Here is a 22,771-nt window from a genome sequence, read left to right on the forward strand (position 1 = left end):
TGATAGCACGCCAACGTGTTGTTTACCTTTGTGACCGTATGTGAATGCATTACCAATCACGCCAGAACCAACTTGGAATTTCCAAAGTTCTTTACCTGATTTAGCATCAACAGCTTTGAACCAACGATCTAAAGTACCGTAGAACACTAAGTCAGTAGCAGTAGTTAAAGCACCGCCCCAAGCTGAGAATTTCTCTTTGTTGTACCATACTTTTTTGTTAGTCATTGGATCATAAGCAGCGAAACCACCCATAACACCGTCAGGACCTGGGAACATTGTTAATGTTGCACCAACCCATGGTTGACCAGCAACGTATTTAGACTCAACTGGCTCGTATGTCATACATACGTGATTCAGTGGAGAGTACATCAAACCAGTTTTTGGTGAGTATGCAGCTGGTTGTTGGTCTTTTGTACCCAATGCAGCTGGGCAGATGCCTTTAGCATTGTAATCTTGGTGAGTAGAAGCTGATGCCAATTTGTTTGGTACACCAGTTTTCATGTCAACATCAGTTGCCCAGTTTACGAAAGGGTGAACTTTCTCTGCTGCTTGCAATTTACCTGTACCAGCATGCCATGTGTAAGCAAAGCCGTTACGGTCATGATGCCATGCGTAAGTTTTACCACCTTTGTCAAATAAAATTACTTCGTTAATACCATCGTAATCCCACTCATCATGCGGTGTTTTTTGCATCGCCCATTTTGCCATACCAGTATCTAAATCACGAGCAAAAATAGTCATTGACCATTTGTTGTCACCTGGACGTACATCTGGGTTCCAAACTGATGGGTTACCTGTTCCGTAGTAAACTAAGTTTGTACGTGCATCATACGGCCACCAGCCCCATACAGAGCCACCACCATGTTGCCAACCATCTTTAACTGCTTGTGGTTTCAACCATGTGCGTGTACCAAGTTCTTTTTCGCCAATTTTCAATTGGTCGTTAGGTAGTTTTTTGAAAGAACCGCCTTCTTTGTTGCCGCCGTTTACGTCTTGGTAAACTGACAATGCACTGTACTCAGGTGTATCTTTGTTGAAGTCTGCACCGATTAACATTTCAGCATCAGGACCTGTTGAGTATGCTTTCCAAGCCAAAGAACCGTCTTTGATGTTGTATGCAGCGATAAAGCAACGTACGCCGAACTCAGCACCTGAACAACCTGTTAATACTTTGTCTTTAATTACGTGTGGAGCGTTAGTGTTTGTAGCGCCAACTTTTGGATCGTTGATCAATGTTGACCAAACTTTAGCACCAGTTTTAGCGTCTAAAGCTACTAAGTTGCCATCGTTTTGTTGTAAGTAGATTTTACCATCACCGAAACCAAGACCACGTGAAACGTTGTCACAGCACAATACAGCTTGTACTGATGGATCTTGTTTAGGGAAATATGACCAAACGATTTTTTGGTTGTTGTCTAAATCTAAAGCATATACGTTGTTTGGGAATGCTGTATGTACATACATCATGTTACCAACTACAACTGGTGAACCTTCGTGACCACGGTTTACACCAGTAGCGAATGTCCAAGCTGCTTTAAGGTTTTTAACATTGCCTTTGTTCACTTGTGACAAAGCGCTGTAACCTTGATTGTTGTGCTGACCACGTGGGTGAGCCCAGTTGTTCGAATCTTTCATTGCTGCTTCTTGATCTGCAGCTGCTGATGCCACTAAAGGCATAGCCATACCTGCTACCAAGCCAAGTGCTAACTTGATTTTATTGATTTGCATATTAATCTCCAAAGTTAAACTACTAAGGTTATATAAATAGATTCATAATATAACTAATGAATTTTTGATGTTCCTCAAAATTTTCACTCGTTTTTTGAATCTATTTGCAGCACACTTTCTGTGCATGGACAGAACTATAAACCAGTAAATCATGAATTGCAATACATTATTTACAATTTATTTACAATTAACTTAACATAGTCACACTTAATACATAAAACCATTGCGTAGCGCCGTACCAACCAATACAAGAAAATTATAATATCCTTTAAAATCAAATAGAAAGAAACTTACCTCCATGCAAACCAATCTCTACAATTTGTATCCTGAAATTGATACATTTAAAGAAAGTATGATTAAAGTTGATGATTTGCATGACATTTACTACGAGGTTTGTGGAAATCCTGATGGTATGCCTGTTGTTTTTTTACATGGCGGCCCTGGCAGCGGATGCAATCCTACACAAAGGCGTTTTTTCGATCCTAATTACTATAAAATCATCCTCATCGACCAGAGAGGCTGCGGCCGCAGCAAACCGCTAGGATCCACTGTTAACAATACAACAGATGATTTAGTTAATGATATTGATTTAATTCGGACATACCTTGGGATTGATCAATGGTTAGTGTTTGGTGGGTCATGGGGCAGTACATTAGGTATTGCTTATGCGTTAAAACACTCACAACATGTATCAGGATTAATTTTGCGCGGTATCTTTTTAAGTCGCAACTCTGAACTCAATTGGTTTTTAAATGATGTAAAAGCTTTTTACCCAGAACCATGGGAAGCGCTGTGTGAGTTCTTACCTACTGGATCAAGAGATAATCCTATCAAGGCTTACGAAAAACTCATTTTCTCTGACGACACTGCAATTAGTATTCCTGCTGCAATTCAATGGAATCAGTTTGAAAGTAGTATTATGACTTTGCTACCTAGACCAGCGAGTGAGCAAACAATTAACGGCTCGGTTGAGCTAGCGCGAGCTAGAGTGCAGATTCATTATATACAGCACCAATGCTTTGTAGGTGGACGCGATTTACTTGCTGAGGCAAATGCTCAACTATCGCATATTCCAATTGTCATTGTGCAAGGTCGCTACGATATGGTGTGCCCCCCAATCACCGCCTGGGAACTTAAACGTGCAATGCCTCATGCAGATTTTTACTTAGTTGATGATGCGGGACATTCAGCAATGGAGTCAGGCACAACCTCAGCATTAGTCGCAGCGACGGAAAAGTTTAAAAATTTAGGCTAGCGCTAGCATCATCATGAGAAAGGTTAATGCTAAGATTATTAATAGTCATTGTTACTTATCCTTTATGGTAGTAGCGCACACAGAGGTTGCCATAACACAATGCCAACAAACAACTATTTGTACATGATGTCTGTTCATAAGGGTGTAATTTTAAATTTCGTAGTATCCAGCACCTCAGTATGAAGAAAATAACTTTCAGCCCGAAATCTAACTTAGCCTTGCGCGACAATATGCGCAAGGCTATTAACATGCCAAAAGAGGTTTATGCCAACCAAAGATACAACACGCCATTATTTGTATTTCATGAAATGTTTAAAGCTTTCCAGCGGCACAATGCACTAAGCTTATCTGCCTCATTATCCTTTTATGCAATGTTTGCATTAATTCCTTTAGTTTTGCTGATGTTTTTTCTGTTTAGCCAGCTTATTTTCAGCTCGGACTATGCAATTGTTAAGCTTGCTATTATTACCAGTAATTTGATTCCTGAGTTAAGCAACTCCATCATGACTGAAGTGTACAGCACAGCAAGGCACCAAGCGGCATGGGGTGCGTTAGGCCTTTTTGTGCTAATTTGGACAGTAACCCCTTTGGCTGGGGCAATGCGCGCAGCTTTTTATAGCATTGCTAGCTTAGTTGAAGCGCCATCGTTTATCAAAAGAAAAGTGAAAGACATTTTTGCCATTATTGGCATGCTATTACTGTTTTTTGTATTCACATTCGCAGGGCTAATGCTAGAGAAAGTGATTATTTTTCTGGGTGCAAGTAGCCAATATTTAGAATATGAAATACTAGCGACTTTAATGTCTTTATGCCTTACCACCTTACTAATCAGTATCTTTTACTTTGTATTCTTTCCTGCACGCCTATATATTAAGCATATTTTAATTGGCGCTTTGTTTACAGCATTACTTTGGCTACTGATGCGGCCAGCTTTTACCTTGTTTTTATCCATGAATGAGTCTTATGGGTCAGTGTTCGGGAGTATGAAAAATCTTTTCATTTCTATTACTTGGCTATATGTAAACTTTGCAGTGTTTTTACTCGGCACAGAGCTTATTGCAACATTAAGAAAAAAAGATGTCCTTTTACTGAAAGGGCTTTTTAGTGAGTCACCAGAGCGTAGTGTGACTACAGAATCTCACTACGTGAAGAAACTCATGCAACGCTATGGAAAGATATATGAGAAAAATGACATTATCTTTAAACATGGCGAAGCCACAAGCCACCTGTACTACTTAGTCTCAGGTGAGGTGAAAATAATTAAGCAAAATAAAGTATTACGTACCGTTCATGCTGGCGAATATTTTGGCGAAATGGCAATGCTATCAAATACGCCAACAATCGCTGAAGCCAGAGTGGGCTCAATTAATGCAGAAGTCATTACAATGGATACTGATAATATTGAAACACTTTTATTAGATGAACCTAAAGTAGCAATGAAGTTTTTAAGAAAAATGGCAGCGCGCCTACAACAGCAAGATGAATAATTATTAGATTAACAACATACGAGTTTTGATACACTTTTAGGACTAACCATGGCAAAGCAAGCACCATACTCTCCACAACCCAGCCAATTGGAAATGCAACCTGTCCTGCAATTATTTAACTCAGGGATGCTAGCAGAAGCCGAACAAGCAGCAAAGAAACTTGTGGCACGCTACCCTAACACCTTTATCTTGTATCAAATTTTAGGTATTTCTCAAGATAGTTTATCTAAACCTGAAGCGGCCATTGAAAGTTATAAAAAAGCGTTATCCATTCAACCCAATACGCCCGACCTGCATTTCAATTTAGGTATTGCGCTTTCTAAGCTTGGGAACCTAAAAGAAGCTAGTCATCACTATCAGCAGGCTATTTCACTGCAACCAAATTTTTTTGAAGCGTACGGTAACTTAGGGACGCTACTGCAAAAGCAAGGGTTATTGGAAGATGCTATCAAGAACTACCAGACTGCACTCAATATTCACGAAGATGCACGTGGTCACTTCAATATAGGAACAGCATTACGTGATCAAGGCAAACTAGATGACGCAATTCAACATTTCAAACATGCGATTCGCATGTTCCCCAACTATGCTGACGCACACAATTACTTAGGCGAGTGCTTGCGCGACCAAGGCAATATGGAAGACGCGGTTAAAAGTTATCTAGACACGCTAAAACTCAATCCAGACCATGCTGGCGCTAATTACAATATGGGCGAGTTTCTATACCTTGCTAACCGTTTTGATGAAGCCGTTGATTATTTTGAGCGGTCGCATTTAGATGATTGGCAAGAACGCGCTTTATACTGCACCTACAAAGCAGAGCACTTTGATACTTTTAAAACAAAGTTAGATGAAATTGTACGCACGCATAAAAAACATGACGCACCATTTTTAGCCACATTATCCTCGCACTATGCACGCAACTTTGGCGTAGAAGATCACTATAACTTTTGTAAAAATGGCTTTGATTTTGTTTACCAAAATAGCATCACAGAACTTGCCGAACCTAACAGCCAGTTTCTGAAAGACCTACTCAATGATATAGACAATACGGCGATTGAAGTACGCGCACAGGGTATGATTATTAACGGCAAACAATCTGCTGGTAATTTATTTAAACGCCCAGAAGCTTCATTTAGAAAATTAGGTGAGCTAGTTAAACAAGAGTTTATTCATTATAAAAATCGTTTCGCAGGCGCTGATTGCGAGCTGATTAAGTCATTTCCTGACGAGCTTGAATTCACCAGCTCGTGGTATGTGCGATTACGTCGTGCTGGTTATGTAGATCGGCATATTCATGAAGTTGGCTGGATTAGTGGCGCTGTTTATTTGGTATTGCCCAAAGACAAAAAAGACCCATTAGAAGGCTGTTTTGAATATGGCTTGCACGGTGACAATTATCCACAAAAACATGATGACTTTCCTGTAGGGGTTGCATCACCGAATGTGGGCGATATTGTGCTGTTCCCATCATCACTATTTCATCGCACTATCCCATTTAACTCAAATGAAGAGCGCATATGTATTGCCTTTGATTTAAAACCACAAGGTGAGATTTTTAGACGATCAAACTACTAGGATTTTTAAATAAGAACCGTATACTTTCGCCGACTGAGCACTATTAGTCTAATAGGCCATAAGTCGATGAAAGTATGCGCCACCAGCCGCTTAAGCTAGCTTTCTTCAGACTCAACAAGCTTACGGGCGTCTTCAATCATAAACTCTAAACGTGCCTCAGCAATATCTACCTGTGTATCCATGATCGGGTCAATACACTTGCTACCAAAAATAATCTTACCTTCTAAATTGGCCTGACTTGTCAATCGTGTGTAATCTTCCACGATACAGTTCTTAATCACAGCGCCAGCCTCGACCACACAGCTCGCACCTAATACTGCGGGGCCCACAATTGTGGCACCAGCTTCAATTTTAGTGCTGCCGCCGATATAAACTGGGGGGGTAATGTTCACCTGATCAAAATCAACACTTAAGTTAATACCCACGTGCACACCTGGTCTAACCTCTCGACCAGGCATCTTAAAGCCTTTCACTTCACCATTTAATATCTGACTAGTGACTGTCCAAACATCTTGCACGTTACCAATATCTAGCCATTGAAAAGGTAAATTTATACCGATAAAGGGTAGGTTTTCTTGTGCAAGCTTGGGGAATAATTCCCCACCAATATCATAAGCAACACCTGATGGAATATAGTTAAAAATCTCTGGCTCAAAGATATAAATACCTGTGTTGGCTAGATTTGAAATTGCATCCTTTGGATCTGGCTTTTCTTGGAACTGCAAGATGCGATCATCTTCATCTAGGGCAACGATGCCGTATTTAAACACCTCTTCGTTCGGCACCTCTCGAATAATCACACTGGCAATTGCATTTTTCTTACGGTGTATCTCTAACGCCTTACTAATATCTAAATCAATCCAAGCATCACCGCAGAGCACAATAAATGTCTCATCAAAAAATCCTGAGAAATCCTGAATTTTTTTCATACCCCCTGCAGAGCCCACTGGCGAACTGATGGCAACACCAGACTCGACATAACCTTCGTAAGAATAGGCCATGCTCACGCCGAATTGCTCGCCATCTCTAAAATAATTCTCGATAATTGGCGCTAAGTGGCTAGTATTCACCATAATCTGATCAACACCATGCTTTTTAAGCAATTCAATCAGATACTCCATGACAGGTTTCCTCACCAAAGGAATCATTGGCTTAGGAATTTCATGCGTTATCGGCTGGACTCTTGTACCCTTACCAGCACCTAGTATCATTGCTTTCATATTATTCTTAATTTATCTTTAGATTATTTAACAAGTGTAATTATGCCTAAAATACCACAATGTGACATGTTTTGTCTGTCGGCAACCAACACATGTAAATCAATAGCTCATCACTCGGCGGTTATGTTCGTCGGCATAGCGAAATCAATAAAAATGGAAGGGGGAAATGGACTGTTTTTGCTGATTTGAATCAGGAGTTACTTAACTCAATGGACTTAAATCAATGGTGATGCATTGCCTTTTGCTTGTACATAGCTGCATCGGCCGATTTTAGCAGTTGATTAATGGTTTTTTCATTCCCTTTAAACAACGTAATACCGATGCTCACCGTTGTTTGATAATCAAACAATTGAAGCTTACAAGGTTGTTCTACTATCGTGCGAATCTTATCAGCAACCTGCGTGGCGGTAGCATTTGACTCTTCGAGCTCAGTACCTAGCTCACTTAAAATAACGATAAACTCATCACCGCCTAGACGCGCCACCGTATCAACATCACGAAGACAGAGCTTAATCCTCTTGGCGACTTCTATTAAAAGTAAATCTCCCGCATCATGCCCCTTAGTATCATTAAGCGCTTTGAAGTTGTCGATATCTAAAAATATCACGGCCCCATAATGACCGCTTCGATCACTGATTGCTAGCGCTTGCTCGAGCCGATCTAACATTAGCATACGATTAGGAATTCCAGTTAATGTATCTTGGTTAGCAAGTTTCCATAAAAGATTTTGATGGTTGATATGTTCAAGTCGTCCGCGTTGAATTGAGCGTAAATAAATATACAAAATCGCCGAGGATACAAACGACAATGATGCTATTAATGCTATCAGCTTTAAACTCAGGTCAGTCCAACCAGCTTGTCTCGTCATTAAGACAGAAAAGGGCTCTCCCATAGTTGCCAACGATTTTTGTAGACTAAACACTGGAAAAATTGCTTCTTCAATGGCACTCCTGCCACGTGCAGAGACTGCAAATAGCTGACCTTTATGATCTTGCGGCGTAAAGTCTTTATGATAAACAACTGCACTAAAGCCATCTCGCAACAAATTGGCACTAGGCCTCTGTAGCTTGTCTACATCAATAATCATATCAACGATCATAGTGTCTTCAGACTTTATCGGGCAGACCACTACATAGGCAAGATTTCCTTGAATTAATCGGAACGGATGGCTCGCCACAGGACTTTTAAGACTAATTGCTTGCAATATTGCTGTTTCCAAAAATGGAACACTGGAAACATCCAATCCTAAAATTTCTTCTGAATTTGCAGAGGGATATTCCATATAAATAACAGGATAATATATCGGCTTATCTTGCAGAGCCTTCCATCCACGCCGGTGATCAAAAGAGTAAGATTTAACCGTGAAGTGCGGATTTCCACTAAGCCGTTTGCTTAGAATAAAATCTTCAAGCTGTTGTCTGGGTACCTTCTGTATGACTTCTAGCGCAAAAATCTGATCATTAGTGTCGATTACACTTTTGACATACACCGATAGTTTTTCAGGATCAGTATTACCAATAGCCGCGAAGAGAGCAGAAAAGCCTTTCAGAACAGTTTCGCTACTCACCATACCTCTATTGAGCTTATCTACATAGTCCTCACCATGTTCAGTGAAGTTTCTTTCAGCATCGCGAAGATTGAGATTGACGACCGCCCACAGCGCCATCAAGCAAAGTGACATCCACACCACTAGTGCTATGAAGATAGCCAGGGTTGAAATTGGTTTAATGGAATTTAACTTAGCGTTCATCATATCCCGCTAACAAATCAACATTTAAGACAATGTTTGTGAAAAGTTGCAAACACGATGTATGCACCTCTTTGAAAAATAAAAGATGCACATACAATACTACGTTAGTCTTACAGCACCTGAAAACTAGTATCCGCGTGGCAAGATAGTTTTGCAATCACCCTAACGTGTGCATCAACTCACTTATCACAAGCATCAACAAAAGCAACTAATGACTTATTACAACGCAAATATATCCAACATCCTGGGCATCAGCAAACATCTTCTAATGATGTATATCCTGATAATTATTCACAATCTCCTGTATTTCTGAACGTTGCTCTAATACGACACCAACACAATCTGCATCTAACTTGCCAATGTCTACCATACGCGTTAATTCGGCAAATGCATCATCTAGTGACCAGCCCACTTTATATGGCCGACTACTCACCAATGCATCTAACACATCTGCCGTCGTAACAATTCTACCCTCAATGGGGATAGCATCACCTGTGATTCCTTTAGGATAGCCTGAGCCATCCATCAACTCGTGATGAAACGCCACAATATTACGCATTACCTTAGATTCAGCAAGTTGCTGTAAATTAAAGTCCCCTAGGATTTTTTCAATAATCTCAATGCCTTTTTCCACATGCGTTTGCATGATTTTTTTCTCATCAGGATCTAGTCTTCCCTCTTTTAATAGTATTTTGTCAGGAATGCCTATCTTGCCAATATCATGCAGTGGCGCAAAGAGATAAACATGTTCAACAAACTCATCGGTCAAGCCAATCTTACTTGCCATTCCCTTTGCAATGACTCTCGAGTAACGTGCCATTCTTTCGATATGCGCACCAGTCTCGAAATCTCTCAGGTTTGTCAACTCTTTCGCCATTTCAACAGAAGCAACTACTGTACGTAATGCCGTCATCTCAGTGGATAACGTCATATTAATCAAACTAGAAAACAATAATAAATCGCGCTGCGTTTGAGGGGTAAACGCTGCATATGCTAGCGAGTCAAAAAATAAGAACCCTAAAAGCACACCTTGGTCATACATTGGAATGGTAAACGATGATTGATAACCCTGTTCTAGTAGCCAAGTTGAATGCTGATTACTTGGTTTGATTGATTCTTGAATAGAATCAATGACGCGAGGACTTCCGCTCAGCGCTATATCTGATAGGGACAAGCTATCAGATAACTTAATTTCATAGCCTGAAATCGGCACGCCTTGCCTAGTACTATTCACAAAAGTTTTCAACATATCTTCTTTTGCATCATAAATTGCACAGCCAATACGATCTACCACAGGCACAGACTCCAGCATTCTTTCATGCAGATGTCTCAAACGTTTATTTAAAGTGTCGCCATGTCTTGTTACATCAAGTATTTGATTTTTCTTCATATCTTCTTGGTATTATTGATCTGTAAAAACTAGGGTGCAATTGGTTTGCTTAAAAACATCAGGCAGTTTGTACCAGACGCCTCAAAAACGTCATTACACGGAAGTCGCCTACTTCTAAAATTCAACCCTCGGCACCCATAAGGGAAGCGCGGCTCATAGGTAATAAAATAATGTGCACATTTAAGGCACTGCTTAGTGTCTAGGTGATTGATATCGGGCTGATTGGATTGTTTAACCATAGGTTTTATACATAAAAAAATAGCTACTTTGCAGTAGCCAAGACCTCAAACAGATCAACATCGTCATTAACAATACTGTACCTAGTAAGTTACACTAAGACCGCTATCATTTTGTAGGCACTCTACTCACCATCCACGCAATATAACACAAGCTCGAAACTTGCTCACTGATGCTGTGGAAAATTACCCAATCACGTTTTACAAAACATCTACATTTAGGCACGTCGCCTTAGCTCATAAGCCGCCTGTTGATAATCATGAGCAGCCAATGGATGATGCAGCATTCCATTTTGCATAAGGACCTCTTCTGGCAAAGGTAGCTCGTTTATTGCACGCTTCAATGCAAGTTTAGTTGCCTCGTAATTCCAATCCTGGATCTTATTATCATCAGCAGCATCCCAATGAATAAACACTCCTACACAAATGAACAAATCATTTGCCTCATCAATTGGAATCAAACCTTCCTTCACGCTATCAGCCACCGCCTGTGCAACGCCACACTGAGCAGGGCCAAACATCTGCACAGCCTGCTTAGCATTTTTGATATCCACTTTATTAAACATTACTGTGGCTGGTTTAGCCATCATATTAGGCGCAAGTACTGCCAATAGACCATTAACGCCACGTTTTTGATTAGTGAGTGTATTACAGAAAGCCACTTCAGCAGGACTACCGCGCGGACCAATAATTAAGTCGACATGGGCAACTTCATTGCCTTCACCATACAAGGCCTCGCCGACAAATACCTTGTTGATTTTCATCGTGTTCATGATAAACCTCTCTCATATCTGCTGTCAGTAAGCATATTGAAAGATTCATCATCAATTATCGTTAGCTACAATCAGTATTGCAGTCAGGAGCATTCAGGTAGCTATCGACCAAATTCAATCACTCACCTCAAGCTATCTCCTTACCCATTAGGACTATTCTAAAATCAGATAGTTCTACCCTCTATATCGTTACAACATCCTTATGATTGAAGCACAGAAGAAATTAGACAAAATACTAAAGTTATTAAAAACTGATGATAAATCAGCCCAGTTTTTCAGTATTGTAAATTGCAGCTTTGATGTTCCATAGTTAGATTTACTCGAGCCCAAATTTATGAGTTGTTTTTTTAATGTTAGGTAATAAGCGTTCATACTCTTTAACGACTGCTACATAACATTCGCATACGCGCTTTTCTAGCCCAGCGCGATTGAGCACAACAATCTGTCCACGTGTATAACTAATCAAACCATCTTTTTGCAAATTACTTGCACAAATATTCACACTCTCGCGAGTCACACCCAATAGTTTTGCAATCATTCCTTGTGTGATGACCAACTTATCATCATGTAGCCGATCGATGCTCATCAGTAACCAACGACAAAGTTGTTGATCTAGTGCATGGTGCTGATTACAAACGGCTGTTTGAGATGTTTGAGCAATGAGCGCTTGTGTATATAGCAAAGAAATGAGTTGTAACTTACCACCTAAAGCAAATTCACGCTTCATCACTTTACGGCTAAGTCGATAAGCTTGAGCCTCTGATTGTACTTCGGTACTACTTGGCATACTTTCACCGCCCATGTAGATAGAAATGCCGATCATGCCCTCATTGCCGACAATTGCAATCTCGCTAGAGGAGCCGTTCTCTAAGCTATACATCAGAGAAACAATACCACTAGTTGGAAAGTATAAATATTTCACATGGTCACCAGCTTCTGAAATAACAGCACCAACTGGCATCTCAATACGCTCTAAATCAGGCAGTATGCGTTCGTAGTCATCCGTAGGTAAGGATGCGAGTATTAGATTCTGGCGCGGGTCTTGTAATTGCTTAGTCATACGGAATATCTCTATTAATTGCTAATGTGAATAAGGCTAGGACAACACCTTACGGTACCACCTACTGGCGCCACATACGCACAACCCCCCCATTTAAAAAATGGAGGGGTTGTCAAATATCTAAACCAGTGTGCTATGTGTTTAGAATTTTAAATTTGCGATCAAAGATACTTGATGTGATGAGTAATCACTATTGTTCTATCGGTAATCGTATAGGCCTTTAACTGACCAAGCATTATCTTCGCAATTACAATATGACATAGTAAATCCTGCACCAACATTATATAAATCTCGGTTTTGCTTAATCCCTTGCATATTAAAGGCAGATCCACCACCTGCAAACGCAACGCTCTGATGCATAGTGGTTGAGTTGAAATCATGTAACTATCTTGCATGCCCCTCTGGGGATAGTATACCAGTAGTTGTTTGTATCATACGCTCGGCTTTTACACTCAAGCTAGATTGTACAAAGTCATAGTCTTGGCTACCTACACGCAGATTTGCATCGCCACCACCTTTTTCATTCTAACGATCTACATTAATACGCGACGCCTGTAACGAAGCTAGCGGCGTAATAACCGTTTCATTAACATAAAAATGCTTACCCACTGCAACCAGCCCATTATATTGGCTACCAATATAATCAGCACTCAGTTGCGGTGAATGCCTGGAAAGATAATTGAGCGGCTACCATCATATTTGTAGACACCAGCAGTGATAGCGTCCCGTACAAACCATGGCTGGGGTGCATACTCAAAATAGCCAAACACTTGATATGAGTCTATTGGACTACCCACGGTTTGGTAGACACCTAACCTTGTTTGTTAGACTACCCCAGTGGTTTTATTTAATTCAACTTAGTGAATTTAACCAAGTATTAAACTTGGATTAGATATGCGCTGATTGTATTAAGGTTAGTCAAAAATCTATGTGGGCTAACTCACACAAAAGATCATTTATTTTTATTGATTAAAAACAAGCAGTTCAAGATCACCAGACGATGTAAATGACAGTAGATTGAGTACTTAATTGAAGTAATTCAATATTTTCTAAACTAAGAGGGGCAGATATTTATTGAAGTAAACGGCTATTTCTAGGATAAATTCAATATTTTCAGCTAATTCATAAACGCATATGTGATGTAAGTAACATTAAAATCTCGCTCAGAAGTGCAATATATTATTTTTGATAATCGTTAATAGATTTGGGCGTTACGTGTATTGCAAACTCAATTGCTTAATGCATGTCGCATGCATCTATTTTTAACATTTGGAGGAATAATGAACTTAATCATCAATCTCATCGTCTATTTAGTCGTTTTTGGACTCATATGGTGGCTAATTAGCATGCTACCTTTACCAGCCCCTGTTGCACAAATCGTACGTGTACTATTTATCGTCTTATTGATTCTTATTGTGCTATCAGTATTTGGCATTATTCCTGGTAATTACCTACCGCCTATTCGCCTCTAGCATTGATATTCATGGCTTTGAGGTATTAATAACAGGTATTTATTACACATTCGGCTTAAACGGTAAGTTTAAAGAGTTAATGCGCACTTAATCGTTTAAGCCTTTGTAGGAATTTATCGTCATCTCTATACAAATGCACGCTACCGTACAGACTGATTGATTTAACTGACTAAAAATACTAGCAACTAGGAAAATTACCTATCAACTGATTTGGGTACATTAATCCTGACTTGATATCCCTTTAATAGGAGTTGCCATGTTGAGTCGATACATCAGGTTTATCTGTTGCGTGCTATTTGCTCTCCCATTATCATTCACAGTTAATGCGGCTATTATCCATTGGGAGTTGGATAGTTCGTCTTATATCTATACCGACGGCTACGTAAAAGGTGGCTTTGATTTCAACACAGACACCTATGAGATTAACAACATCACTGCTGAGATATTCAGCAACTATGGCGCAAGCTGCCTCCAATGCACGCTTTATGATGATGCAACAACCTTTTACCATTTTGCGCCTGGCACTCAAACGTATGTAGAATTCAGCAAGATGCTCTACACAGACAATGTACTAGATCGGGAGTTTTACTTTTCTGTTAGCGCGAATAATATTGACGGCATTATCTCGCCATTTGATTTAAGTACACCTGGAACTTACTCTGGCCTTTCGTTCAAGGAAAGAGGCTATTTAAGGTTGAATGACCCGCTGGACCCCAGCATTTTTTCGCAGGATGATTGCCCACAATGCGCAGTGGCAATAGGCACGATGGTTGCCGTACCTGAGCCAGAAACCTATTTATTGTTGCTTACAGGCCTAGGTATGATTGGCTGGCGTGTAAAAGGGAGGTCTAAAACCACAATAAAGCGCATTTCAGTTAAAATTTCCTTATTAAACTAGTCGCGATTCAATCGGTTAAGTATCGAAATCTGCCACACCTGCTAAAACTAATCTACTTCAGCCCCTTAATCATTCTTAATATCTGGCTTATAAACGTTTTTTATATTCGGTACATTTTTTAACATGCGTAAAGTAACTTTACTAGCACGTTAGCGCGAATCTCACTTAATTACACTGCAACAAGGGCTGCTTTGAGATAACAATGACAGGCAATATAAAAGTAAACAAGAATATGCCATGAAAAAGCTAGCGATATCGAAATAAATACCTGAATAATTCTTAAATAAAATTGAAGGTAAAAGTTATAGTGATTCGTCATTAAGCTCGCTGCATAAGAAAAAACCCGCTTTTAAGCGAGTCTTGAGGTGATTTGAAACATACTGCTTTTTATTATTGGTGCCCCCTTTGAGTCGAACACAGCTCCAACGGATTAAAAGTCGGTTGCTAACGCACTAAACTATTGATCAATATAGAAAATCCACATTGACTACGCGTAACCAATATTAATTTTAATATCACTAACTTAGCATAATTTGTATTTACCTAAAAAACTGAGCACTGCACCAAATTTGTACCTAAATTACCGAGTGTTAGTCGTGCGTTAGCTGCCGTATCACTGCACTCATACGCAATCGCAATAGTTGAGCTTGCTCGCTAGGTAATCCATCAGATTCTAAGTCATCAGTAGCTAATTCAATCTGTTGCATCATTTGATTTTTATAGCGCTCGGCTTGCGCTAATGAATCAAAGCCAAAATAACGCCAATCTGCCAATAAGGCATCTTGTTGTATATCCCAACGATTTGCAGAAAGCTGCATGGCTAGTTGCCGTGGTAATTCATTCATGTTTGGTACAACATCAAACGCTGGTGATAAACGCCATTTACTTTCTTGTTGCTTCCAAATCACAGCATGATTTCTTGGGTGGTCATCATCGTTACCGCACAAGGCATTGAATATCATGCGGCCAAACAACTCATTTAAATCCACTTGAGGCACACCGATTCTACGTAATGCTTGAGCAAGTAGCGGATAGCTCCAACGCGCCTGATTTTGTCCTCTAGCATCTCTACCTGTTGGGTATTCCGTTTCAAGTAGTGAAGCGCCACTTATTACCATATGACGCTGCGATCCAATTCTATCAAAGCGTTTGATCAATACAGCACAACGTGTGTGGTCTTGGTATAAATTACATTCAGCCATGTTGAGCTGCGCACGTGCTCCCCACCTCATCACCGCATACTCTAATAAAGCAGTATTTGTCACATCAGTGGCAATTGTTGGTTTAACTAGCCAGTAATCACTTTTATCCTGCACCGTTGCTTTAGGTCGTGCACCTCCCAGACTGGGTGTCTTCATTAAGCGTTTTCTTAACTCTGGGTATTTCGAGGTTTTTTGCTCTGCCATGAGCTGCAACTCTTCAAGCAACTCATCTAATCTAGCTAGCTTTGGGCTGGATGCCAAAGCTGGATTGGGATTTTTAGTCTTACTTACAGTTAAAGCTCCCCACCTATCCGCATTACTGGCATGTACTAAATAATCAAACTCATGTGCAGTATTCGTTAAATTGTATTCACGCTGAATGAGCAACTTACCCCAAGCATCAGGACTAATGTCTCTCAGTACATCAGTCAAACCTTCATACCGTGGCGCCGCGTAAATAACATGATCCAGCCTAGGCAAGTTAATAGGATCAATCACCCACGGATAAGCAGCGTCGAGATAGGATGGTGCATAGATAAACTGACCGATTGATCGCTCACCAACTGCCTCAGCACGGTTTAGAGCATATCGACCAACGGTCACCCATTCACCATTATCTGGTCGCTGCAAGTGCACATAGACACTAGAAGTAATCATCATCTACACTCTTTTGCTTCGCGCGAACTCTGACACGTGTTGTAGTTACCATTTCTTTACCTGGCGTCATGCATAACTCATCCAGAATACCCAGCACTAACATCGCATTTAAATAAGTGCTAGCCTGCACAGAGGGTTCGCCGCGTTCTAAACGCTGCAAAGTATCAAGACTGACATTAATTCGATAAGCAAAATCACGCATAGGTAATTGTGCCAATTGACGCTGCGCGCGCACCGCTTTTCCCCATTGCTCAAGCAAATGCTCAACGGGTAAGGGTACTGGTACGCTATCTGATTTTCTCTTAGGCATATAAATACCGATAAAAAAGTATTTATCTATTATATTCACTGTTTTATCGGTATGCAATACCGTAATAATAATTGAGTATTACACCCAATTATTTTTGAAAGGTTACAAAACAGAGACTAAAAACGTCTACGATACTCTGGGAACTTCATTTGATTATTTTTTAAAAAAATTCAGAGATTTTTCTCTTAAGCAGTTGTGATTTGTTTTGTGCAGCTTGGTAACATATACCCACCTAATTTTATTAAAGTAGCTAATGTGCCAGCCATCAGATAGCATATGGTCAACTCTAATTTATTTTATTTTTTCATTGTCGCTTTACTGTCGTGTAGGTGTCGTGTTGTGAAAATGCTCCCTATAGAAAAATGGCGTCACCTTAACTAGATAAGGGAGACATTAAATGGAAACTACTACTGGTGCACGCCTACTTACAAACGAAGAACTTGGCGCGGTCATTTTACTAACGCGAAAGATTCATCAATGGTCACAAGAGACGCTAACCGAACTGACTGACCTCACCACACGAACCATTCAACGTATTGAAGGTGGTAAAGGAGCTAGTGCGGATTCACGACGAGCATTGGGTAAAGCGTTTAACCTTGAAGATATAGATACCTACAATAAGCCGTTCTTAATTCCAACTGCGGAGGAAATTGAAAAGCAAAAAAAAGATTTCGAACAAGAGCGTATCACGCTAGCAACTGTTGCTTTAACGACTGGAAAACAGTTAGTTCAGTTAGCTGAAACAACACAAGCTCATCTTTTTACGTCTATGGACGGCATACCAAATGAAGCCGACAGGTTGCTTGCTGAGATTGAGGATAGATTTACTGATTTCCGCGATGTGCATGAACATTATTCAGCCAATGACAAGGTCGATATGTATGTCGATTTTCAGGGTAATATTGATGCGCTGAAGGCATTAGGGGTCGAACTATGCCATGCAACGCGGCGCGTATCTATCAGTAGCGCCTCGGCAGACAAGAAACCTATTCCATTTATGATAATTTATATGCTCGCATGCCCAATCGGAAAGGTGCCTGAAAGTATGGCAGTCAGCAGAGAAATATCGTTTGGCTGATCTTAGACTAATCTGGAAGCTTAATAAGATTAGGGTTACTACGCAACCACCCCAAAAGAAAAAAGCTTAGCCATTTCTGACTAAGCCTTATATATCTTGGTAGGTGTGCGGGGATCGAACCCACGACAAACGGATTAAAAGTCCACCAATCTTAAAGTAATTTACCTCACTCAAAACAAAAAAGACCCAAGGCGTTAACCTTGAGTCTCTCTATATGGTGGCCCCCCTGTGAGTCGAACACAGCACCAACGGATTATGAGTCCGCTGCTCTAACCAAGCATGAGCTAGGGGGCCTAAACTTTTGAAGTCGTTATTTTAAACTAATCTTGCCCAGTTTCTAAGAAGCTTCTTAATCTTTCTGAACGAGTTGGATGACGCAACTTACGTAGCGCCTTCGCTTCAATTTGTCTAATACGCTCACGCGTTACATCAAATTGCTTACCTACTTCTTCTAACGTATGGTCTGTGTTCATTTCAATACCAAAGCGCATACGTAATACTTTTGCTTCACGTGGTGTTAGTGACTCTAGCACTTCACTTGTTGCATCGCGTAAGCTTGCATAAACAGCGGCATCTACTGGTGCCAATGTCGTACTGTCTTCAATAAAGTCACCTAAGTGAGAGTCTTCATCATCGCCAATTGGCGTTTCCATTGAAATTGGTTCTTTACTGATTTTCAAGATTTTACGAATCTTGTCTTCAGGCATTTCCATTTTTTCAGCAAGTAATGCTGGATCTGGCTCAACACCAGTTTCTTGCAGAATTTGGCGGCTGATACGATTCATTTTATTAATCGTTTCAATCATGTGCACAGGGATACGGATAGTACGTGCTTGGTCGGCAATACTACGAGTAATGGCCTGACGGATCCACCACGTTGCATAAGTTGAGAATTTAAAACCGCGACGGTATTCAAATTTATCAACCGCTTTCATCAAGCCTATATTACCCTCTTGAATCAAGTCCAAGAACTGCAAACCACGGTTTGTATATTTCTTAGCGATAGAAATCACCAAACGTAAGTTTGCTTCAATCATTTCACGTTTAGCACGGCGCGCGCGCGCCTCGCCTGTGGTCATTTGTTTGTTGATTTCTTTCAGCTCCTTCGCTGAAATACCCACTTTGGTTTCTAAATCAATAATACGTTGCTGTTGGTCTAAAATTGAGTGGTTAAAGCGCGCCAATTTTTCATTGTATGGCTTGTCAGCTTTAAGCTCTTCTTCTAGCCAGCTTAAGTTACTTTCATTACCTGGGAATGATTTAATAAAGTATGGACGTGGCATACCTGCTTTTTCAACGCAGAAGTCCAGCACTTTACGCTCATGTCCACGTACAGCTTCAACTAAAGCACGCACTTGATCACATAAGCTTTCAACTTGTTTTGGTGAAAAACGGAATGCTGTTAATTCAACAAGAATTTCAGACAACAATGCTTGATATTCAGGGTCTTGAGAACCTTTAACTGGCAAAATCACTGTCATTTTCTGGTGCGCTGCACGCACTACTTCAAATCGTTTGAGTAGCTCTTCTTTAAGTTTAGCTAATGCTTCTGCAGAAATAGCGGCAGCTTTTGCACCATCTTCATCGCCGTCGTCTTCCTCATCATCACTCTCAGGCTCTTCCTCTTCTGGAGTTTCTTCTGTCATGGCATCATCTAAACCAATGTCCGCGTCGATTAAGCCATCCACTAAATCATCTACGCTTAATTCATCTCGCTCAACTTTATCTACCATCTCTAGCAAAGCGGCAATTGTAGTAGGACAAGCGGCAATCGCTTGCACCATATGTTTTAAACCATCTTCAATACGGCGTGCAATCTCAATTTCGCTTTCGCGTGTGAGCAAATCAACCGTACCCATTTCGCGCATATACATACGCACAGGGTCAGTTGTACGGCCAAACTCTGAATCTACCGTTGCAAGTGCTTGCTCAGCTTCTTCAACAGCGTCATCATCAGTGACTGCTGGAGGCGCATCAGACATTAACAACGCTTCTGCATCTGGCGTTTCTTCGTACACCTGAATACCCATGTCATTAATCATGCCGATGATGCCGTCAATCTGCTCTGAGCCTTGAACGTCATCAGGCAAGTGATCGTTAATCTCAGCATAAGTTAGGTAGCCACGCTCCTTACCTAATACGATTAAGCTTTTTAGACGAATGCGACGCTCTTCAGCGCTGACCTCTTGCAGCTCTGGGCGAGCCTCATATTCTGCATTTTTTTCAGCTTGTTGATCACTTTTCTTTGGTCTTGCCATGTCTTACCTCTAAAATTTTAGCTCTGCCATGATGCATACTTCACATATGGCGAATAAGATTACCGTAACCGTGCATTATAACAGAATATAGCCTTATTTTGGCTGGGGTTTACTACCAACAGATTTCAATAGTGCGATTTCATCGGCAGTCAAGGCACTCAAAGGCTTTTCACTAATTCGTGCCAGTAATGATGTGCCTTCTCGCTGTGTACGTACTGCCTGTAACTGTTGACGAGCGCCTGCTACCTCTTGCGCCTGATCGAGCGTATCGTCTAGCAGCGTTAACTCTCGCTGCAACTCTTGCAAAGCGTTAGTATCAATATTTCTTTCCAACTCACGTAACAATACCGCAGGCTTAGAATGGGGATGCATCAGGCAAATTTCAATCACTTGCCGTAACAAAACATCCGCATCGTCTCGTTCATCCAATAAATTCAAATCATCTTTTTGCGCCAGCGCAGGATGCATCAACAACATTAACCCAAAGCGCTTTTGTAGCGATACCGTTGTGCGTGTGAGTTTGGGCTTAGCTCGCACGGGCGCCTTGTTTAAATTGGGTAGCTTTAACAAGGCTTGCATTTCATCTGGTGATAACTGCGCTAACTCAGCTACTTTTTTGCGCAAATACATTGCACTGCGCGGTGCAGTAATCTGCTGCATAATAGGCTCAGCTTCATTCAGGAAACGTACACGATCCTCCTGACTTTGCAGTGCATTGCTCTCACTTAAATGCTGCAGAATATACTGAGACAACGGCATTGCCGATTTAATTTCAATCTCAAACTTTTCTTTTCCAAACTCACGCACGTAAGAGTCTGGATCATGCTCTTTAGGCAGAAATAAAAATGATAACTTCAAGCCATCAGTCAATGCTGGCAAAGCATTCATGGCCGCACGCCACGCGGCGGTACGGCCTGCATTGTCGCCATCGAAACAAAATACAATTTCATCTGCCTGGCGCATCAACTTTGTAATATGGTAAGGCGTTGTTGCCGTACCAAGCGCGGCCACGGCATACTCAATACCATATTGCGCCAGCGCCACCACATCCATATACCCTTCCACCACTAAAGCACGACCCGCATCGCGAATCGCTCGCCGTGCCAAAAACAGACCGTATAGTTCGTGCCCTTTTTGAAACAACGGCGTTTCAGGTGAATTGTAATATTTAGGCGTATCCTCTGGGTTAATCACACGACCACCAAAGCCTATGACCTGCCCTTTTTGATCATGAATAGGAAACATGATGCGATCACGAAAGCGGTCATATCGGCGACCTTGCTCATTCTCCACAACCAAGCCCGCCACTGTTAATGCCTCATTCTCATAATGCGGAAAGACGTTTTGTAAATTCTGCCATCCTGCGGGCGCATAGCCAACCTGAAACTTGGCAGCCACCTGACCACTTAATCCACGCGCCTTCAAGTACTCAATGGCACGCGGAGATTTCTTTAGCTCAGCTTTATAAAAATTAGCGGCCTGCTGCAACGCATCCTGCAAACCAACCACAACCTTAGGGGCGGGTTTATCAGTGTCACGCACTTCTTGCGGCACAGTCATACCCACCATTTTCGCTAGATCATGGATAGCATCAACAAAACTAAGCCCTTGATACTCCATAATAAAACCGATGGAAGTACCATGCGCACCACAACCAAAGCAATGATAAAACTGCTTAGTAGGGCTTACTGTAAAACTAGGGGATTTTTCATTATGAAACGGACAGCAGGCAGAGTAATTGGCGCCAGCTTTTTTGAGCGGCACGCTTTTATCAATCACATCGACAATATCAACGCGATTAAGTAGTTCTTGAATAAAGCTTTCAGGGATCAAAGTGTCTGTTTTAGCTAAAAATAACTACGTTAATAGAATTTGCTAGCCATTCTAGCGCAATCTTTTAAAAACAAAAAAGGAGCTTATCGCTCCTTGTAATGTCTACTTGCATATATCGTTACAGGTTAACCTAGACGAGTTTTAATCAATCCAGATATTTTGCCCATATCAGCACGACCAGCAACTAATGGCTTAATTTCAGCCATTACTTTGCCCATGTCTTTAATACCAGCTGCGCCTGACTCAACTACAACCTTCTCTAAGATGGCTTTAATCTCATCTTCAGTCAGTTGCTGTGGTAAATAAGTTTGCAGTACAGTGACTTCAAACTTTTCTACATCCGCTAAATCATGACGATTAGCAGACTCATACGCAGCAATAGAATCCCGACGTTGTTTGAGCATTTTTTCAATCACAGCAATCACATTGCCGTCATCTAATTCAATACGTTCATCCACTTCACGCTGCTTAATAGCCGCTTGTAATAAACGTATTGCACCCAAACGCACGCTATCTTTAGCGCGCATTGCGGTTTTCATGTCCTCAGAAATCTGAGCTTTTAATGACATGCTAATAACCCTATATA

At 40.9% G+C, this 22,771-nt stretch carries 18 protein-coding genes and 2 tRNA genes; 6 read left to right on the plus strand and 14 right to left on the minus strand.

Going from position 1 to position 22,771, the window contains the following annotated elements; all coding sequences use genetic code 11:
- A partial coding sequence (locus tag Q7U33_RS01250) for a PQQ-dependent dehydrogenase, methanol/ethanol family (protein ID WP_304857734.1) occupies positions 1-1,728 on the minus strand: 1,728 nt, incomplete at its 3' end.
- 298 nt (positions 1,729-2,026) lie between these two features.
- Here Q7U33_RS01250 and pip point away from each other — a divergent pair.
- The 3 genes from pip (at position 2,027) to Q7U33_RS01265 (ending at position 6,048) form a co-directional block, all read left to right on the plus strand.
- Positions 2,027-2,983 (plus strand): prolyl aminopeptidase, encoded by a 957-nt coding sequence (gene pip / locus Q7U33_RS01255; protein WP_304857735.1) that lies wholly within the window; start codon positions 2,027-2,029, stop codon positions 2,981-2,983.
- Positions 2,984-3,162: 179 nt separating this feature from the next.
- The gene (locus Q7U33_RS01260; protein ID WP_304857736.1) at positions 3,163-4,470 is read left to right on the plus strand and encodes a YhjD/YihY/BrkB family envelope integrity protein; all 1,308 of its coding nucleotides are present in this window, start codon (positions 3,163-3,165) and stop codon (positions 4,468-4,470) included.
- Between the two features lie 48 nt (positions 4,471-4,518).
- Positions 4,519-6,048: a tetratricopeptide repeat protein gene (locus tag Q7U33_RS01265; protein ID WP_304857737.1), complete on the plus strand. Its 1,530-nt coding sequence runs from the start codon at positions 4,519-4,521 to the stop codon at positions 6,046-6,048.
- Between the two features lie 95 nt (positions 6,049-6,143).
- On the opposite strand, the gene Q7U33_RS01270 is transcribed toward Q7U33_RS01265, so the two are convergent.
- The 6 genes from Q7U33_RS01270 to Q7U33_RS01295 all read right to left on the minus strand — a co-directional run bounded on the left by Q7U33_RS01270 (position 6,144) and on the right by Q7U33_RS01295 (position 13,274).
- Entirely contained in the window at positions 6,144-7,268 is a 1,125-nt protein-coding gene (locus Q7U33_RS01270) for an NDP-sugar synthase (protein ID WP_304857738.1), read from the minus strand.
- A gap of 220 nt (positions 7,269-7,488) precedes the next feature.
- Complete coding sequence (locus tag Q7U33_RS01275; protein ID WP_304857739.1) at positions 7,489-9,021, minus strand: diguanylate cyclase domain-containing protein; 1,533 nt, start codon at positions 9,019-9,021, stop codon at positions 7,489-7,491.
- 262 nt (positions 9,022-9,283) lie between these two features.
- Complete coding sequence (locus tag Q7U33_RS01280; RefSeq protein WP_304857740.1) at positions 9,284-10,408, minus strand: HD domain-containing phosphohydrolase; 1,125 nt, start codon at positions 10,406-10,408, stop codon at positions 9,284-9,286.
- A gap of 454 nt (positions 10,409-10,862) precedes the next feature.
- Positions 10,863-11,417, minus strand: coding sequence for a formaldehyde-activating enzyme (gene fae, locus Q7U33_RS01285; RefSeq protein ID WP_304857741.1), 555 nt, complete (start codon positions 11,415-11,417; stop codon positions 10,863-10,865).
- A gap of 316 nt (positions 11,418-11,733) precedes the next feature.
- Positions 11,734-12,477: a Crp/Fnr family transcriptional regulator gene (locus tag Q7U33_RS01290; protein ID WP_304857742.1), complete on the minus strand. Its 744-nt coding sequence runs from the start codon at positions 12,475-12,477 to the stop codon at positions 11,734-11,736.
- A 650-nt stretch (positions 12,478-13,127) separates the two neighbouring features.
- Positions 13,128-13,274: a hypothetical protein gene (locus Q7U33_RS01295; protein WP_304857743.1), complete on the minus strand. Its 147-nt coding sequence runs from the start codon at positions 13,272-13,274 to the stop codon at positions 13,128-13,130.
- Positions 13,275-13,757: 483 nt separating this feature from the next.
- Here Q7U33_RS01295 and Q7U33_RS01300 point away from each other — a divergent pair, with 483 nt between their 5' ends.
- Together Q7U33_RS01300 and Q7U33_RS01305 are read left to right on the plus strand one after the other, a co-directional pair.
- Complete coding sequence (locus Q7U33_RS01300; RefSeq protein WP_304857744.1) at positions 13,758-13,949, plus strand: Thivi_2564 family membrane protein; 192 nt, start codon at positions 13,758-13,760, stop codon at positions 13,947-13,949.
- A gap of 256 nt (positions 13,950-14,205) precedes the next feature.
- Complete coding sequence (locus tag Q7U33_RS01305; protein WP_304857745.1) at positions 14,206-14,847, plus strand: PEP-CTERM sorting domain-containing protein; 642 nt, start codon at positions 14,206-14,208, stop codon at positions 14,845-14,847.
- Positions 14,848-15,437: 590 nt separating this feature from the next.
- On the opposite strand, the gene Q7U33_RS01310 is transcribed toward Q7U33_RS01305, so the two are convergent.
- A complete protein-coding gene (locus Q7U33_RS01310; protein WP_304857746.1) occupies positions 15,438-16,709 on the minus strand; it encodes a type II toxin-antitoxin system HipA family toxin in 1,272 nt (423 codons plus the stop codon).
- Positions 16,693-17,016 (minus strand): helix-turn-helix domain-containing protein, encoded by a 324-nt coding sequence (locus tag Q7U33_RS01315; RefSeq protein WP_304857747.1) that lies wholly within the window; start codon positions 17,014-17,016, stop codon positions 16,693-16,695. Before Q7U33_RS01315 ends, Q7U33_RS01310 begins: the two co-directional genes overlap by 17 nt.
- A 397-nt stretch (positions 17,017-17,413) precedes the next feature.
- Between Q7U33_RS01315 and Q7U33_RS01320 the strand changes: the two genes are divergently transcribed.
- Complete coding sequence (locus Q7U33_RS01320) at positions 17,414-18,094, plus strand: XRE family transcriptional regulator (RefSeq protein ID WP_304857748.1); 681 nt, start codon at positions 17,414-17,416, stop codon at positions 18,092-18,094.
- Positions 18,095-18,191: 97 nt separating this feature from the next.
- Here Q7U33_RS01320 and Q7U33_RS01325 read toward each other — a convergent pair.
- From Q7U33_RS01325 to Q7U33_RS01345, 5 genes are all read right to left on the minus strand, one after another.
- Positions 18,192-18,265 (minus strand) — tRNA-Lys (locus Q7U33_RS01325).
- A 44-nt stretch (positions 18,266-18,309) separates the two neighbouring features.
- A tRNA-Ile gene (locus Q7U33_RS01330) sits at positions 18,310-18,388 on the minus strand.
- A gap of 26 nt (positions 18,389-18,414) precedes the next feature.
- Positions 18,415-20,352: an RNA polymerase sigma factor RpoD gene (gene rpoD / locus Q7U33_RS01335; protein ID WP_304857749.1), complete on the minus strand. Its 1,938-nt coding sequence runs from the start codon at positions 20,350-20,352 to the stop codon at positions 18,415-18,417.
- 93 nt (positions 20,353-20,445) lie between these two features.
- A complete protein-coding gene (gene dnaG / locus Q7U33_RS01340; protein ID WP_304857750.1) occupies positions 20,446-22,185 on the minus strand; it encodes a DNA primase in 1,740 nt (579 codons plus the stop codon).
- Between the two features lie 125 nt (positions 22,186-22,310).
- The gene (locus Q7U33_RS01345) at positions 22,311-22,754 is read right to left on the minus strand and encodes a GatB/YqeY domain-containing protein (RefSeq protein WP_304857751.1); all 444 of its coding nucleotides are present in this window, start codon (positions 22,752-22,754) and stop codon (positions 22,311-22,313) included.
- Positions 22,755-22,771: the final 17 nt, after the last annotated feature.

Origin of the sequence: Methylotenera sp. (assembly GCF_030653755.1) — a bacterium.
Taxonomy (GTDB): Bacteria; Pseudomonadota; Gammaproteobacteria; order Burkholderiales; family Methylophilaceae; genus Methylotenera.

What these genes read in the sequence shown, in the direction of transcription:
- Q7U33_RS01345 (WP_304857751.1), bottom strand. Translation starts at nt 22,754, where the DNA reads ATGTCATTAAAAGCTCAGATTTCTGAGGACATGAAAACCGCAATGCGC.
- Q7U33_RS01320 (WP_304857748.1), top strand. Translation starts at nt 17,414, where the DNA reads ATGGAAACTACTACTGGTGCACGCCTACTTACAAACGAAGAACTTGGC.
- Q7U33_RS01270 (WP_304857738.1), bottom strand. Translation starts at nt 7,268, where the DNA reads ATGAAAGCAATGATACTAGGTGCTGGTAAGGGTACAAGAGTCCAGCCG.
- Q7U33_RS01315 (WP_304857747.1), bottom strand. Translation starts at nt 17,016, where the DNA reads ATGCCTAAGAGAAAATCAGATAGCGTACCAGTACCCTTACCCGTTGAG.
- fae (WP_304857741.1), bottom strand. Translation starts at nt 11,417, where the DNA reads ATGAACACGATGAAAATCAACAAGGTATTTGTCGGCGAGGCCTTGTAT.
- Q7U33_RS01280 (WP_304857740.1), bottom strand. Translation starts at nt 10,408, where the DNA reads ATGAAGAAAAATCAAATACTTGATGTAACAAGACATGGCGACACTTTA.
- rpoD (WP_304857749.1), bottom strand. Translation starts at nt 20,352, where the DNA reads ATGGCAAGACCAAAGAAAAGTGATCAACAAGCTGAAAAAAATGCAGAA.
- Q7U33_RS01290 (WP_304857742.1), bottom strand. Translation starts at nt 12,477, where the DNA reads ATGACTAAGCAATTACAAGACCCGCGCCAGAATCTAATACTCGCATCC.
- Q7U33_RS01310 (WP_304857746.1), bottom strand. Translation starts at nt 16,709, where the DNA reads ATGATGATTACTTCTAGTGTCTATGTGCACTTGCAGCGACCAGATAAT.
- Q7U33_RS01275 (WP_304857739.1), bottom strand. Translation starts at nt 9,021, where the DNA reads ATGATGAACGCTAAGTTAAATTCCATTAAACCAATTTCAACCCTGGCT.
- Q7U33_RS01265 (WP_304857737.1), top strand. Translation starts at nt 4,519, where the DNA reads ATGGCAAAGCAAGCACCATACTCTCCACAACCCAGCCAATTGGAAATG.
- Q7U33_RS01260 (WP_304857736.1), top strand. Translation starts at nt 3,163, where the DNA reads ATGAAGAAAATAACTTTCAGCCCGAAATCTAACTTAGCCTTGCGCGAC.
- Q7U33_RS01305 (WP_304857745.1), top strand. Translation starts at nt 14,206, where the DNA reads ATGTTGAGTCGATACATCAGGTTTATCTGTTGCGTGCTATTTGCTCTC.
- Q7U33_RS01300 (WP_304857744.1), top strand. Translation starts at nt 13,758, where the DNA reads ATGAACTTAATCATCAATCTCATCGTCTATTTAGTCGTTTTTGGACTC.
- pip (WP_304857735.1), top strand. Translation starts at nt 2,027, where the DNA reads ATGCAAACCAATCTCTACAATTTGTATCCTGAAATTGATACATTTAAA.